The organism is Mesorhizobium qingshengii (assembly GCF_900103325.1).
In the GTDB taxonomy this organism is placed as follows: Bacteria; Pseudomonadota; Alphaproteobacteria; order Rhizobiales; family Rhizobiaceae; genus Mesorhizobium; species Mesorhizobium qingshengii.
Map to the genome: position 1 here is coordinate 113,424 of NZ_FMXM01000020.1, position 14,224 is coordinate 127,647.

The 14,224-nt window shown below is 65.1% G+C and carries 12 protein-coding genes; 6 read left to right on the top strand and 6 right to left on the bottom strand.

Annotated features, from left to right (window positions below):
• Window positions 1–10 precede the first annotated feature (10 nt).
• The 5 genes from BLS48_RS26295 (at window position 11) to BLS48_RS26315 (ending at window position 8,176) form a co-directional block, all read left to right on the top strand.
• Window positions 11–730, top strand: coding sequence for a nucleotidyltransferase family protein (locus BLS48_RS26295; RefSeq protein ID WP_280142546.1), 720 nt, complete (start codon window positions 11–13; stop codon window positions 728–730).
• Entirely contained in the window at window positions 727–3,861 is a 3,135-nt protein-coding gene (gene addB / locus BLS48_RS26300; protein ID WP_091584218.1) for a double-strand break repair protein AddB, read from the top strand. The genes BLS48_RS26295 and addB overlap by 4 nt, the downstream gene beginning before the upstream one ends.
• Entirely contained in the window at window positions 3,858–7,370 is a 3,513-nt protein-coding gene (gene addA / locus BLS48_RS26305) for a double-strand break repair helicase AddA (RefSeq protein WP_091584220.1), read from the top strand. Before addB ends, addA begins: the two co-directional genes overlap by 4 nt.
• Window positions 7,371–7,444: 74 nt before the next feature.
• Window positions 7,445–7,768: a thioredoxin gene (trxA, locus tag BLS48_RS26310; protein ID WP_091584223.1), complete on the top strand. Its 324-nt coding sequence runs from the start codon at window positions 7,445–7,447 to the stop codon at window positions 7,766–7,768.
• 126 nt (window positions 7,769–7,894) lie between these two features.
• Window positions 7,895–8,176, top strand: a complete 282-nt coding sequence (locus BLS48_RS26315) for a cupin domain-containing protein (protein ID WP_091584225.1) — start codon at window positions 7,895–7,897, stop codon at window positions 8,174–8,176.
• 34 nt (window positions 8,177–8,210) lie between these two features.
• Here BLS48_RS26315 and BLS48_RS26320 read toward each other — a convergent pair whose 3' ends face one another.
• The 6 genes from BLS48_RS26320 to BLS48_RS26345 form a co-directional block, all read right to left on the bottom strand.
• Window positions 8,211–8,630 carry a VOC family protein gene (locus BLS48_RS26320; protein ID WP_091584227.1) on the bottom strand — a complete coding sequence of 140 codons (420 nt, stop codon included), beginning with the start codon at window positions 8,628–8,630 and terminating at the stop codon, window positions 8,211–8,213.
• On the bottom strand, window positions 8,627–9,952 hold the full coding sequence (locus BLS48_RS26325) for a bifunctional folylpolyglutamate synthase/dihydrofolate synthase (RefSeq protein WP_091584229.1): 1,326 nt from the start codon (window positions 9,950–9,952) through the stop codon (window positions 8,627–8,629). Before BLS48_RS26325 ends, BLS48_RS26320 begins: the two co-directional genes overlap by 4 nt.
• A gap of 62 nt (window positions 9,953–10,014) precedes the next feature.
• A complete protein-coding gene (accD, locus tag BLS48_RS26330; RefSeq protein WP_091584232.1) occupies window positions 10,015–10,941 on the bottom strand; it encodes an acetyl-CoA carboxylase, carboxyltransferase subunit beta in 927 nt (308 codons plus the stop codon).
• Window positions 10,942–11,033: 92 nt separating this feature from the next.
• Complete coding sequence (trpA, locus tag BLS48_RS26335) at window positions 11,034–11,873, bottom strand: tryptophan synthase subunit alpha (protein WP_091584234.1); 840 nt, start codon at window positions 11,871–11,873, stop codon at window positions 11,034–11,036.
• 2 nt (window positions 11,874–11,875) lie between these two features.
• On the bottom strand, window positions 11,876–13,126 hold the full coding sequence (trpB, locus tag BLS48_RS26340) for a tryptophan synthase subunit beta (RefSeq protein WP_091584237.1): 1,251 nt from the start codon (window positions 13,124–13,126) through the stop codon (window positions 11,876–11,878).
• Between the two features lie 88 nt (window positions 13,127–13,214).
• Window positions 13,215–13,874, bottom strand: a complete 660-nt coding sequence (locus tag BLS48_RS26345) for a phosphoribosylanthranilate isomerase (RefSeq protein ID WP_091584297.1) — start codon at window positions 13,872–13,874, stop codon at window positions 13,215–13,217.
• Between the two features lie 110 nt (window positions 13,875–13,984).
• Between BLS48_RS26345 and BLS48_RS26350 the strand changes: the two genes are divergently transcribed.
• Entirely contained in the window at window positions 13,985–14,203 is a 219-nt protein-coding gene (locus BLS48_RS26350) for a hypothetical protein (protein ID WP_091584239.1), read from the top strand.
• Window positions 14,204–14,224: the final 21 nt, after the last annotated feature.

Below are 14,224 nucleotides of genomic sequence, written 5' to 3' on the forward strand. Positions count from 1 at the left end.
CACTCCCATTGTGCCCCAAACCGCAATCGTGCTTGCCGCCGGGCTTGGCAAGCGCATGCGGCCGGTCACCGACACCATCCCCAAGCCGCTGGTCCGGATCGCTGGCAAGACATTGCTCGACTGGGGCCTCGACAGCCTGGCCGCCGCCGGTGTCGGCAAGGCCGTGGTCAACGTCCACTATTTTCCCGAACAGATCGTCGCCCATGTCGCCAAGCGCCGCGCGCCGCGGATCATCATTTCCGATGAGAGCGAACGGCTGCTCGATTCCGCCGGCGGCATCGTCAAGGCGCTGCCGGAATTGGGCGAGCAGCCCTTCTATGTCCTCAACGCCGACACTTTCTGGATCGACGACGGTCCCCTCAATCTCGACCGCCTCGCCCTTGCATGGGACGCGGCGAAAATGGATATTCTGCTGATGCTGGCGGATCTCCATCAGGCGACCGGACACTGCGGCGGCACCGATTTCCTGGTGGCGCCGGATGGTGCCCTGCGCCGGTCAAAGGGCGATCCGGCGGGCCTGATCTATGCCGGGGCTGCAATCATTCATCCGCGCCTGTTCACGAATGCGCCTGCCGGGCCGCATTCGCTCAACGCCTATTTCGATTCGGCCATTGCCGCCGGCCGCCTGTTCGGCATGCCGATGCACGGCCACTGGATCACCGTCGGCACACCCGATGCCATTCCGCTCGCGGAAGCAGGGGTCGCCGGCGCGCTAGCCGAGTCGCAATGAGCGGCTCAAGCCGCGTTTTCTCGATCCCTCCCGGAGCGCCGTTTCTGCCGACGCTTGCCGAGGCGCTGCTTGCCGGCCGCCTGGTTCCGGGGTTTCGCTTTGACGGCGACCCGCTCGCCCTGGCCGATGTCACCATCTACGTGCCGACGCGCCGTGCCGCGCGCGCTTTGCGAGGTGCCTTCGTCGACTGCCTGCGGGCACGCGGTGGCGGCGGTTCGGCGATCCTGCCGGTCATCCGTCCGCTCGGCGAGTTCGACGAGGATGAGGCTGCGTTCGAAACAGAGGCATCGGCGGCAATCGATCTCGCGCCGCCGATCGCGGCGACCGAACGCCTTCTTCTGCTGGCGCCGCTGGTGCGCGCCTGGAAACGTCGGCTGCCGGAGCATGTCGCGGCCCTGTTCGCCGAGGAGATCGTCATCCCGGCCTCTACCGCCGACGCGATCTGGCTGGCGCGCGATCTCGAGGGGCTGATGGACGAGATCGAGACGGAAGGCACGGACTGGGCAAAGCTCACCGATCTGGTCACCGGCAACCTTGCCGGATGGTGGCAGGTGACCCTCGAATTCCTCGGCATCGTCACCGACGCCTGGCCGAAATTCCTCGAGGAGCGCGATCGCTCCAATCCGGCCGCGCACCGCAGCGCGCTGATCCGTACCGAGGCCGCGCGGCTGCAGCGCAATCCGCCTGCGGGACCAGTCATTGCCGCTGGATCCACCGGCTCGATTCCCGCCACGGCCGAGCTGCTTGCAGCGATTGCTCGCTTGCCCGGCGGTGCCATCGTGCTGCCCGGTCTCGACCGGACGCTGGACGAAGCGTCCTTCCAGGCGATTGCCGCACCTGGCGCGCGTCCGGCCGTGCTCGGCCACCCGCAATATGGCTTGGCCAGGCTGATCGGCAAGATCGGCGTGCGGCGCGGCGATGTCGAGGAGATCGGCGTGGCCGAGCCGTCGCTTGCGCTTCGCGCCGCCCTTGTCGGTGAAGCGTTGCGGCCGGCCGAGACCACCGAACTCTGGGCCCAGACACGCGCTGGTTTCTCAGCCGCCGCCATCGCCGGTGCCTTCGCCGACGTGACGCTGCTCGAGGCGGCCAGCGAACGCGACGAGGCCGTCGCCATCGCCGTCGCGCTCAAGCAGGCCGTCGAGCAAGCCGGCCAGAGGGCTGCGCTCGTCACCGGCGACCGCGCCCTGGCGCGCCGCGTCTCGGTCGAGCTTCTGCGCTTCGGCGTCGTCGCCGACGATTCCGGTGGCATGCCGCTCGCCAACACCCCGGCTGCCAGCCTGCTCAGGCTGGCGCTCGAAGCGGTGTTCCGGCCAGGCGATCCGGTTGGCTTGCTGTCGCTGCTCAAGCACCCGCTGCTTGGCCTCGGCCTGCAACGCGCCGATGTGCGCCACGCAGCCGAACTGGTCGAACTGGTGGCGCTACGCGGCGGCACCGGCCGCCCCGACATCGCTTCACTGTCCGAACTCTTCGAGGCCCGCCTCACCGGCTTGGGCAGCGTCAGCCGGCAACCCTTCTGGTTCTCCCGGCTGACCGTGCGCTCCATCGAAAGCGCGCGGAATGTGCTTGAACGTCTCAAACATGCATTGGCGCCGCTCGCGGCCTTCCGCGGCCAGGCGGACGCAGACCTTGCCGCGCTGGTCAAGGCCAGCGTCGTGGCACTCGAAAATCTCGGCCGTGCCGAAGATGGCGGCCTTCGCGAACTCTATGCCGGTGACGCTGGCGAAAAGCTTGCCGAATTGCTGCGCGGGCTGGTCGCGGCTTCGGCATCGCTATCGTTCGCGGCTAGCGAATGGCCGGACGTGATGGACGCGCTGATCGCGCCTGAAACGGTCAAGCCGGCGCAGGGCACCGACAGGAACATCGCCATCTGGGGCGCGCTGGAAGCCCGGTTGCAGAATGTCGACACGCTGGTCATAGGCGGGCTCAACGAGGGTGTGTGGCCGCGCAAGCCAGAGAGCGACCGCTTCATGTCGAGGTTGATGAAGACCGGCATCGATCTCGAACCGCCCGAACGGCGTATCGGCCTTGCCGCGCATGATTTCCAGATGGCCATGGGCGCCAAGAAAGTGGTGCTGGCCCGCTCGGCGCGTGCCGGCGACGCACCCGCCGTGCCGTCGCGCTGGCTGCAGCGCCTCCTCACCTTCATCGGCAACGAACAGGCGGGGGAGTTGCGCCGGCGCGGCGACGAGCTCCTCGCCTGGGCACGCGCGCTCGATACCGGCCCAAGGCAGGACTTCGCGCCACGACCGCAGCCGAAGCCGCCGCTGTCTGTCCGCCCAAGCCATTTCTCGGTCACCGAGATCGAGACCCTGCGTCGTGACCCTTATGCCGTCTACGCAAGACGGATCCTCGGCCTGATGCCGCTCGATCCGGTCATCCGCGATCCGGGTGCCGCCGAGCGCGGCACGCTGTTTCACGCCATTCTGCATCTCTTCTCGGCGCAAGTGGCCGATCCGCGCGCGCCGGATGCGCTGGCCGGCCTCATTTCAGCCGGTCGGGCCTGTTTTGCCGAAGCCGCCCTTCCGGCCGATGTCGAGGCGGTGTGGTGGCCGCGTTTCGAGAAACTCGCCGCCAACATCGTCGAATGGGAGCGCACGCGCGCCGACGCGGTGATACGGCGGCATGCCGAGGAGCGCGCCGGCAAGACCGTCGTCGGCCAGTCCGGCGTGACGCTGTCCGGCTACGCCGACCGCGTCGACCTGCTGGCTGGCGGGATGGCCGACATACTGGACTACAAGACGGGCTCGTCGCCGTCCAAGGCGCAGGCGCACACGCTGCTTGCACCGCAACTGGCGCTGGAAGGCGCGCTGCTCAGGCGCGGCGCTTTCAAGGATCTGGGCGCGCGCGAACCGTCGCAACTGGCGTTCGTGCGGTTGAAGCCGAATGGCGAGGTGTTCGAGGAATCGATCCTCGAGCACAATCGCCAGCCCAGGACCGCCACCGATCTCGCCGAAGAGGCATGGGCGCGGCTGGAGAAGCTTCTGATCCACTATGCCGACCCCACGACCGGATATCTGTCGCGCGCGCTGCCGTTTCGCGAAGGCGAGACCGATGGCGACTACGACCATCTTGCCCGCGTGCTCGAATGGTCGGCCGGCGGCGATGCCGGCGACGAGGGAGGGGAGGCATGAAGAAGGCCTATCCTATCCCAAGCGATACGGCTTCCAGCCAGGCCCGCGCCGCCGATCCCAGGAATTCCGCCTGGGTTTCGGCCAATGCCGGATCCGGCAAGACCCATGTGCTGGCCCAGCGCGTCATCCGGCTGCTGCTGCGCGGCACTGATCCGTCAAAGATCCTGTGCCTGACCTATACGCGCGCCGCCGCCGCCAACATGTCGAACCGGGTGTTCTCGACACTATCGGAGTGGACAACACTCGCTGACGCGGATCTGGCGGCAAGGGTCGAGGCGCTGGAGGGTCTCCGGCCCGATGTCGAGACCATGCGCCGTGCCCGCCGCCTGTTCGCCGAGGCGCTGGAAACGCCGGGCGGGCTGAAGATCCAGACCATTCATGCCTTCTGCGAATCGGCGCTCCACCAGTTCCCGCTGGAAGCCAACATCCCTGCCCATTTCGAAATGCTCGACAGCCAGATGGAGGCATCGCTGTTTGCCGCCGCGCGTCGCGAGATGATCTCGGCCGCCGGCGATAGGAATCTGGCCGAGGCCTTTGCCACCATTCTCGATCGTGGCGGCGAAGCTGGTCTCGATGCCTTGTTGGGCGAGATCGTGCGCAAGCGTGACGGTTTGCGCAATTTCATCGACGCCGTCGGGCGCGACGGCTCGCATTTCCAGGCGCTGTTCGATGAGTTCCAGTTTCGCCCCGGCCAGACCGCCGAAGGCATAGCGGCGTCGGTCTGGCCGTTGCCGGGCTTCCTGCCGGATTATTTTTCCGGCTTTGCCCATGCGGCGGAAGCTGCTGATGCCAGAACGGTGCTGAACAACATCCTGCCCTATGCGCGCCTGGCTTTCGCCGAAAGCGACCCGGTTCGCCGTCTGCAATTGCTGTCGAGGGCCTTCCTCAAGGCTGATGGCGACACCTACGATCCGGCAAAGGCCTTCAAGAAGGCCCTGGTCGACCGGCTGCCGGATCTGGTGGAGCGCTATGTTTCAGCGGCCAATGCCATCGTCGAAACCGTCGACCGGCTGGCCCTGTTCCGGATGCTGGAAGGCACGCGGGCTGCGCTGATCATAGCCGACTGGCTCATCGCCCGCTACGAAGTGCTGAAGCGCAGCCGCGGCTTTCTCGACTTCAACGACCTCATCACCCGCACGGTCAACCTGCTGGCACGGCCCGATGCCGGCCCCTGGGTACAGTACAAGCTCGACCAGGGCATCGACCACATCCTGCTCGACGAGGCGCAGGACACCAGCCCCGATCAATGGGAGGTGGTGAAGCGGCTGGCGGAGGAGTTCTTTGCCGGCCTTGGCGCGCGCGACAGGGTCCATCGTACCGTCTTTGCCGTCGGCGACGAGAAACAGTCGATCTATTCCTTTCAGGGCGCGGCGCCCGACTCCTTCGCCGATAGCCGGCTGTTGTTTGCCGGTAGGGTGCGAGACGCCGAAGCATCCTTCGCCGACCTCAAGCTGACCTGGTCGTTCCGCTCGACCGATGACGTCCTGGCCGCGGTCGACCGCGTCTTTGCCGATCCCCTCGTGCGGCGCGGCATCAGCCACGATCCCGATCCGCTGAGCCACAAGGCGATCCGCACCGACGCGCCGGGCTATGTCGAGGTCTGGCCGTCGCTCGGCGCCGACGTCGTCGACGAGCCCGACGACTGGACCCAGGCCATCGACCATGCCCATGCGCCGGCGGTGCGCGTCGCCGAGAATGTCGCCGCCACCATTGCCGGCTGGATCGGCGCCGGCGAGGTCATCGAAGGCCGCGGCAAGCGGCTGCGGCCGGGCGACGTGCTGGTGCTGGTGCGCAAGCGCGATCGCTTCGTCCACGCGCTGACCCGCGCCTTGAAACGCCGCGACATTCCGGTCGCCGGCGCCGACCGGCTGAGCCTGCCTGGCCATATCGCGGTCAAGGACCTGATCGCGCTCGGCCATCTCCTCATTCAGCCGCAGGACGATCTGTCGCTTGCCGCCGTCCTGCGCAGCCCGATCTTCGATCTGCCGGAAGAGGCACTTTTCACGCTCGCGGCGGAGCGGCCACCCGGCCTGTCGCTGATCGCGTCGCTGCGCCGCCATGCCGGCGAAAGCGAGCGACTTGCGGCGGCTGTCGCCCAGCTCGACATCTGGACGAACGAAGCGGCCTTCAAGCCGGTGTTCGAGTTCTATGCCGGCCTGCTGGCGCGCGATGGCGTGCGCAGCAAGATGATCGCGCGGCTCGGACCCGAAGCCGGCGATATCCTCGACGAGTTCCTGAGCTTCTGCCTTGCCGAGGAGCGAACCGGCCTGCCGGGGCTGGAAGCCTTTCTCTCGACGCTGGAGAACGCCGGCCCCGAGATCAAGCGCGAGATGGACCAGACCCGCGACGAGGTTCGCGTCATGACCGTGCATGCCGCCAAGGGCCTGGAGGCACCGGTGGTGTTCCTGGTCGATGGCGGCTCCGCCCCGTTCAGCGACCAGCATCTGCCGCGCCTGATGCCTTTCGATGGTTCGGGCACATATTGGGACGGCAAGGGCTATCTCTGGCGCTCGGCCAGCGATGTCGCCAATGGCTTCTCGAAGACAGCGGCTGCGAGAGCACGGGAACTCGCCGACGACGAATATCGCCGGCTGCTCTATGTCGGCATGACCCGCGCCGAGGACCGGCTGATCGTCTGCGGCTATCATGGCAAGCGGGCGCCGAACACCGGCACCTGGCATTCGATCGTCAGCCGCGCCCTGATCGGCGCGCCGGAAAGCGAACAGCGTGCGCACCCCGCCGGTGGCGAGCCCGTGCATCGTTTTCACGTGACCAAGCTGCCGCCCGTCACGCCAAGCTCGAGCGAACAGGCACGGCAAACGCACGTTTTCGGGACGTTGCCGGCAAGCCTGTTCCGGTCCTTGCCGCCGTTCGAGGACTTGCCGCGTCCGCTGTCGCCATCCGGCGCCTCGGCGCTGATCGAGGAAGGCAAGGAAGCCGTGGTCGACAAGGCTTCGCCGGTGCTGGATGCCGATACCGAGCCGGGCTTTGCCGTGATGCGCGGGCTGGCCCTGCATAAACTGCTGCAGATGTTGCCCGGCATTGCCGAGGGCGAGCGCCAGAGCGCTGCGGAACGCTATCTCGCGCGAACGGGTGCGGACTGGACTCAATCCGAGCGCGGAAAAGCCTTGGCGTCGGTCACAGCCATCCTTGCCGACCCCCGCCTCGGCACACTGTTTGCGCCGTCGTCGCGTGCCGAGGTCGCGATCATGGGCAGCCTCGAGGTGAAGGGCAAAAAGCGCTCGATTTCCGGCAAGATCGACCGGCTGGCGGTGACATCGGACACAGTGTCGATCGTCGACTACAAGACCAACCGGCCGGCGCCCGCCTCTTTGGCCGAGGTTCCTCCGGCTTATGTCCTCCAGCTCGCGCTTTATCGCGCCCTGCTGCAGCCGCTCTATCCCGGACGCGCGATCCGGGCGGCCCTGCTGTTCACCGAGGCGCCGCGGCTGATCGAACTGCCGGCCGGCGCCATGGATGACGCCCTTGCTCGACTCACGGGAGCGTGACACAACACCTGCTTGAAGAAGGGCCCGATCACCACCACATTTGGTGCGACAAAAACTCTCGAAAGGATTTCCGCATGGGTGCCACCGTCAAGGTCGACAAGAGCAATTTCCAGACCGCTGTGCTCGACGCCAGCGTACCGGTCGTGGTAGATTTCTGGGCGGAATGGTGCGGCCCCTGCAAGATGATCGCCCCGTCGCTGGAAGACATCGCCACCGAACTTGGTGCCAAGGTGAAGATCGCGAAGCTGAACATCGACGAGAATCCCGAGCTTGCCGCCCAATTCGGCGTGCGCTCGATCCCGACGCTTGTTATATTCAAGGGCGGCGCAGAGGCTGACAGAAAGATCGGTGCCGCGCCCAAGACCTCGCTGTCGCACTGGGTTAATGGCAACCTCTGAGCCCCAACATCAGGATTGAACAAAGCCCGCCTCGCGCGGGCTTTTTGTTGGCGCCATCGCTGCGCCGCTCTGGCCCTCGCGTGCGGGCACTCCATGTCGTCTGCTTGAGGCAGACAGGAGAACCCCATGACCGGATCCGCCAAGGCCACCGTCTTCATCGACAATGAGCGCGTCATCGTCACCGAATACCGCTTCGCGCCCGGCGACAACACCGGCTGGCATCGCCACGGCCACGACTATGTCGTCGTGCCGCTGATGGACGGCAAGGTGAAGCTGTTGACCAAGGAGGGCGAATCCTTTGCCGAAATGAAGAAGGGCGCCCCCTATTTCCGCAAGAAGGGCGTCGAACACGACGTCATCAATGCCAATGAGGGCGAATACGCCTTTATCGAGATCGAGCTGAAGTAATCCACCAAGGCCACGTCAGGGCCGGCAGGCGCGATTACCAATCGGCGATACGATCGCCCCCGGCGAATTGCGCACTTCTTTCGGTATACTCGAACAGCTCTATCTTCACGTCGTTGGGGTCGCGAAGCCAGGCCTGGTAGGTGTCGTCGCAGGCGAGTTTCCTCGGCGTGACGTCTATTCCCTTCGACCTGATGTGGGCGATTGCGGCGTCGATGTCTTCCACCTCGAGGCAGAGATGGTTGATCTGGTTCAGGTCGCTGTAGCGGGCTCCGTCCTTCTGGAACACCTCGATGTGGCTGCGACCGCCGCAATTGAGGTAGAATCCGAAAATCTTGCCGTCACGCAGGAAATTGAATTGGGTGTCCATGCCGAGGACGTCGCAATAGAAGCTTCGCGTCACGTCAAGGTCATTCGCGAAGATGCAAACGTGAGCGAGCTGCTTTACCTTGATCATGTCGGCGGCGTGCCGTTTTCAGCCAGCACCGCCCCAGCCAGATAAAGCGACCCGCCGATCAGGATGCGCGGCGGGGGGCCGTCCCAGGTGTCGCGCAGCAGCATCAGTGCGTTGGCGACGGAACTCACCGGTTCGGCCGTCAGCCCGGCTTCTGTGGCGCGGACCGCCAGTTCGTCGTTTGGCACGCCGGCGTCGCTCGCGCTCACCGGCACCGTGTAGACATGCCGGGCCAGCCCCTTGAAGGCGCGAAAATAGCCGCTCTGGTCCTTGGTGTTGATCATTCCCGAGATGAGGAAAAGCGGACGCGGATTCTTTTCTTCCTGCTCGGCCAGCGCTTCGGCAACGACCACGCCGGCGCCCGGATTGTGGCCGCCGTCGAGCCAGATGTCGGCGCCCTTTGGCGCCAGCTCCGCCAGCCGGCCCTGCGCCAGCTTCTGCATGCGGCCGGGCCAGGCGACATTGATCATCGCCTTTTCGGCGGCGCGATGGCTGACCTCGAAGCCGGCCGCCTTCACCGCCGCGATCGCCGCGGCGGCATTGGCGAACTGGTGGCGCCCGGGCAGCCTGGGCGGCGGCAGGTCCATCAAGCCGTCCTCGTCCTGATAGACCATGCGGCCGTTTTCCTCGAAGGCGAGGAAATCCTGGCCGTAGACGAAGGTCGGACACTCAAGCCGCTCGGCGGTTTCGATCAGCACCTGCAGCGCCGTCTCGCTTTCCTGCGCGCCGATGACGACCGGGCAACCGCGCTTGATGATGCCGGCCTTTTCGGCGGCGATCAGTTCGACACGGTCGCCGAGATAGGCCTCGTGGTCGAGCGACACCGGCATGATCACCGACACGGCTGGTTCCTTGATGACATTGGTGGCGTCGAAGCGGCCGCCGAGCCCCACCTCGATGATGGCGGCATCGGCCTGATGCTCGGAAAACAACAGGAAGGTGACGGCGGTGAGAATCTCGAAGACGGTGATCGTCTCACCCTCATTGGCCCTGGCGACGCGGGCGATGGCATCGGCGAAAACCTTGTCGTCAACCAGCCTGCCGCCGCCATCGGCGGCCAGCCGGTAGCGCTCGTGCCAGTTCACCAGATGCGGCGAGGTGTGGACATGGACGCGGTAGTCCGCCGCTTCGAGCAGTGCGCGCGAAAACGCCGCGCAGGAGCCCTTGCCGTTTGTGCCGGCGATGTGGATCACCGGCGGCAGCCGGTCCTGCGGGTTGCCGAGCCGCTCCAGCAGCCTGGAAATGCGGTCGAGCGAAAGGTCGAAGCCCTTCGGATGAAGCGCCATCAGGGCTTCGATTTCGCGGTCTGCGGCAAGCGTCGTCATATGGGAATCCTAGCGCATGACCCCGAAAATCGGAATCGCGGTTCGCGGCGAAGAATGTCGCGTCAGGCCTGTGGTCGTGCCTCCGCCGGAATTGTTACCGGCGGCAGGATTTCCGGCTCCAGCGGCTTTTGCTCTTCCGGCACCTTGAGCAGCATCTTCAGCAAGCGTGCGATCGTTTCGCGCATCTCCAGCCGCGACACAACCATGTCGACCATGCCGTGCTCCATCAGATACTCGGCGCGCTGGAAGCCGTCCGGCAGCTTTTCCCGGATGGTCTGTTCAATGACGCGCGGTCCGGCAAAACCGATCAGTGCGCCGGGTTCGGCGATGTGCACGTCGCCCAGCATGGCGTAGGAAGCGGTGACGCCACCGGTGGTCGGGTTGGTCAGCACGACGATGTAGGGAAGGCCGGCTTCCTTCAGCCGGTCGACGCCGACCGTGGTGCGCGGCAATTGCATCAGCGACAGGATGCCTTCCTGCATGCGGGCGCCGCCGGAGGCGGCGAACAGGATCAGCGGCCGCTTTCGCTGCAGGGCGACTTCGAAACCATGAACGATGGCGTCACCGGCAGCCATGCCGAGCGAGCCACCCATGAAGGCGAAGTCCTGCACCGTGACCACAACCGGCAGGCCTTCGACGGTTCCCAGCGCGTTGATGATCGCATCTTCCAGGCCGGTCTTGGCCTTGGCGTCCTTCAGGCGGTCGACATAGCGTTTCTCGTCGCGGAATTTCAGCGGGTCCTGCATGACCTTGGGATTGTCCAGGGTCTCGTACTTGCCGCCGTCGAAAAAGAATTTCAGCCGCTCCTTGGCCGAGATCTTCATGTGATGGCCGGAGGACGGAATGACGAACTGGTTGGACTCCAGATCCTTGTGGAACACCATTTCGCCGGTCTCCGGATCCTTGATCCAGAGATTCTCGGGCATGTCGGTGCGCCGGCCGAGCATCGAATTGATCTTCGGGCGAACGTAATTGGTGATCCAGTTCATCGCTTCGGCTCCTGTCCTGACGAAGAGTTAGTGCATGTCGCCCAAAAGTTGGAACCGGTTTTGGGATAACAACAAGACCTGAGGTAGGAAAACTATTCGGCGGCAGCAAGGCGGGCCGAGCGCACGCCCTGCGCAAGACCGCTGACCAGCGTGGCGACGGCTTCGGCCGGGTCGGCTGTCTTCTCGCCTTTCGGCCCCAGAACATTGGCGACCGCATTGACGATCGCTGTGCCGACGACCACGCCATCGGCATTGGCGCCGATCACGCGCGCCTGCTCGGCGGTCTTGACGCCGAAACCGACGCAGACCGGCAGATCGGTATGGCCCTTGATGCGCTTCACCGCCGCCGCCACCTTGCCGGTGTCGGCCAGCGCCGAGCCTGTGATGCCGGTCATCGAGACATAATAAACGAAGCCGGATGTGTTCTGGAGCACTTTGGGCAGGCGCTTGTCGTCGGTGGTCGGCGTCGCCAGCCGAATGAAATTGATGCCGGCCTTCAGTGCCGGAATGCACAGTTCCTCGTCCATCTCCGGCGGCAGGTCGACGACGATCAGCCCATCAATGCCGCTGGCAATGGCGTCCTTGAGGAAACGGTCGACGCCGTAGATGTAGATCGGGTTGTAGTAGCCCATCAGCACGATCGGCGTCTCATTGTCGCCGACGCGGAATTCCGACGCCATCTTCAGCGTCTTGACCAGCGTCTGGCCGCCTTTGAGCGCCCTCAAGCCCGCTGCCTGGATCGCCGGGCCATCGGCCATCGGGTCGGAAAACGGCATGCCAAGTTCGATGATGTCGGCACCCGCCGCCGGCAATGCCTTCATGATCGACAGCGAGGTGTCGTAGTCCGGGTCGCCGCCCATGAAATAGGTGACGAGCGCCGGGCGGCCCTCGGTCTTCAGCTTCGCCATGCGGCGGTCGATACGAGTAGCCATGATCAGATCTCCATGCCCAGCATGCTGGCAACCGTATGCACGTCCTTGTCGCCGCGGCCGGACAGGTTGACGATGACGATCTGGTCCTTGTCCATGGCCGGCACGATCTTCACCGCATGGGCGATGGCGTGCGCCGATTCCAGCGCCGGGATGATGCCTTCGACGCGTGTCGTCAGCTTGAACGCTTCCAGCGCCTCGTCGTCGAGGATCGGCACATATTCGACGCGGCCGCTGTCGCGCAGCCAGGAATGCTCCGGGCCGACACCGGGGTAATCCAGGCCGGCCGAGATCGAATGGCCGTCCATGATCTGCCCGTCGGAATTCTGCAGGAGATAGGTGCGATTGCCGTGCAGCACGCCGGGCCTCCCGGCATTCATCGAGGCGCAGTGCTCGATGCCGTCGAGGCCACGGCCACCGGCTTCGATGCCGATGATGCGAACCTCCTTGTCGTCGAGGAAGGGATGGAACATGCCGATTGCGTTCGAGCCGCCGCCGACACAGGCGATGATGGTGTCCGGCAACCGGCCTTCCTGTTCGAGGATCTGCGCGCGTGCCTCCGAACCGATCACCGACTGGAAGTCGCGCACCAGCTCCGGATAGGGGTGCGGGCCGGCGGCGGTGCCGATCAAATAGTAGGTGTCCTCGACATTGGTTACCCAGTCGCGCAGCGCCTCGTTCATGGCGTCCTTGAGCGTGCCGTGGCCGGCGGTCACCGGCCGCACTTCGGCGCCCAGCAGCTTCATGCGGAAGACATTCGGGCTCTGACGGGCGACGTCGGTGGCGCCCATATAGACGACGCAGGGAAAGCCGAAGCGGGCTGCGACGGTGGCGGACGCCACGCCATGCTGGCCAGCGCCCGTCTCGGCGATGATGCGCTTCTTGCCCATGCGCTTGGCCAGCAGGATCTGGCCGAGGCAGTTGTTGATCTTGTGCGAGCCGGTGTGGTTCAGGTCCTCGCGCTTGAAATAGACCTTGGCGCCGCCCCCAAGGCCCTTCGCCGAGGAAACCTCACGAAGATGCCTGGTCAGCCCTTCCGCGAAATAGAGCTTCGACGGCCGTCCGGCGTAGTGGGTCGAGAGGTCCGTGAGTTCAGCCTTGAAATCCGGATCGTTCTTGACCTCGTTCCAGTTCCGCTCGAGATCGAGGATCAGCGGCATCAGCGTTTCGGCAACGAAACGACCGCCAAAAATGCCGAACATGCCCTGTTCGTCGGGTCCGGTGCGGAAGGAATTGGGTGTCGCCGGCTTGTCCATTGCCGATCTCCTGCATCTTGACTTGCGAGCCTGTCCTTGTCGGAAAACCGGTTCCCATTTTTCCGGGACATGCTCTGGTTTGAGCCGGTCAGGCGGCGCGGTTGTCGCGTGCTGCCCTGACGGCCCGGAAGAACTGTTCGATCAGCGCCGGGTCCTTGACGCCTGGCGCGCTTTCCACGCCTGAAGAAATGTCTATTCCGGGCGGGTTGGCAAGCCGAAGGGCATCGCCGATGTTGGCGGCGTTGAGCCCACCGGAAAGCATGTAATCGACGCCGGCGTCAAGGCCGGCGAGAATGCGCCAGTCGAAGGCGACGCCGTTGCCCCCCGGCAGTTCCGAGCCTTTCGGCGGCTTGGCGTCGAACAGGAACCGGTCGGCAACGCCGATGAACGGCTTTATCCGTTCCAGATCGGCAGCCTCGCTGAGCGGCAGCGCCTTCATCACGGGCAGTCCATGGCGGGCCTTGACCTCGGCCACGCGCTCGGGTGTTTCCGAGCCGTGCAACTGCAGCATGTCGGGCTGCATCTTTTCGACGATCTCATCGAGGAAGGCGTCGCTTGCATCGACGCTGACAGCAACCGCGATTGCCTTGCCGCGCGCCGCCTCGCGCAGACGGCCGGCCTCGGCTGGCTCGACATAGCGCGGGCTTTTGGCAAAGAAAATGAAGCCGACATGGCTGGCGCCGCCGGCCACTGCCGCGGCCAATGCCTTGTCCGTCTTCAAGCCGCAGATCTTGATGTCAAGCGCCATGGCGCGGGATTGGCACGAAAAGCGATAAGAGTCGAGAAAAAGCATGCTGTTTGCCGACGAGGCTAAAGGCGCTACCTATGATGGACAGGACGCAAGGCGGGAGCAGAATCATGGCGGACAGAACAGTTGCCGAACTCAGGCAGAAGATCGCGCAGGCGCGCGAGGTTATCGCTCATCTGGTGGACAAGGCCGCCTTCAACGGCACCGAGGCGCATCGGGCGCTCGACTATTTCGGCAGCGATGCCTTCGACAGCAAATTCCTGCCGTGGCCGCGTCATGACGACGAGGGGCTGCGGCCCGAGGACCTCAATGCCGCCAACGACGATTGAATCGTCGCCCGTCACCTTGTC

Bases quoted from the DNA above. Each gene is read 5' to 3' on its own strand.
- addB (WP_091584218.1), top strand. From the start codon at position 727: ATGAGCGGCTCAAGCCGCGTTTTCTCGATCCCTCCCGGAGCGCCGTTT.
- addA (WP_091584220.1), top strand. From the start codon at position 3,858: ATGAAGAAGGCCTATCCTATCCCAAGCGATACGGCTTCCAGCCAGGCC.
- trxA (WP_091584223.1), top strand. From the start codon at position 7,445: ATGGGTGCCACCGTCAAGGTCGACAAGAGCAATTTCCAGACCGCTGTG.
- BLS48_RS26315 (WP_091584225.1), top strand. From the start codon at position 7,895: ATGACCGGATCCGCCAAGGCCACCGTCTTCATCGACAATGAGCGCGTC.
- BLS48_RS26320 (WP_091584227.1), bottom strand. From the start codon at position 8,630: ATGATCAAGGTAAAGCAGCTCGCTCACGTTTGCATCTTCGCGAATGAC.
- BLS48_RS26325 (WP_091584229.1), bottom strand. From the start codon at position 9,952: ATGACGACGCTTGCCGCAGACCGCGAAATCGAAGCCCTGATGGCGCTT.
- accD (WP_091584232.1), bottom strand. From the start codon at position 10,941: ATGAACTGGATCACCAATTACGTTCGCCCGAAGATCAATTCGATGCTC.
- trpA (WP_091584234.1), bottom strand. From the start codon at position 11,873: ATGGCTACTCGTATCGACCGCCGCATGGCGAAGCTGAAGACCGAGGGC.
- trpB (WP_091584237.1), bottom strand. From the start codon at position 13,126: ATGGACAAGCCGGCGACACCCAATTCCTTCCGCACCGGACCCGACGAA.
- BLS48_RS26345 (WP_091584297.1), bottom strand. From the start codon at position 13,874: ATGGCGCTTGACATCAAGATCTGCGGCTTGAAGACGGACAAGGCATTG.
- BLS48_RS26350 (WP_091584239.1), top strand. From the start codon at position 13,985: ATGGCGGACAGAACAGTTGCCGAACTCAGGCAGAAGATCGCGCAGGCG.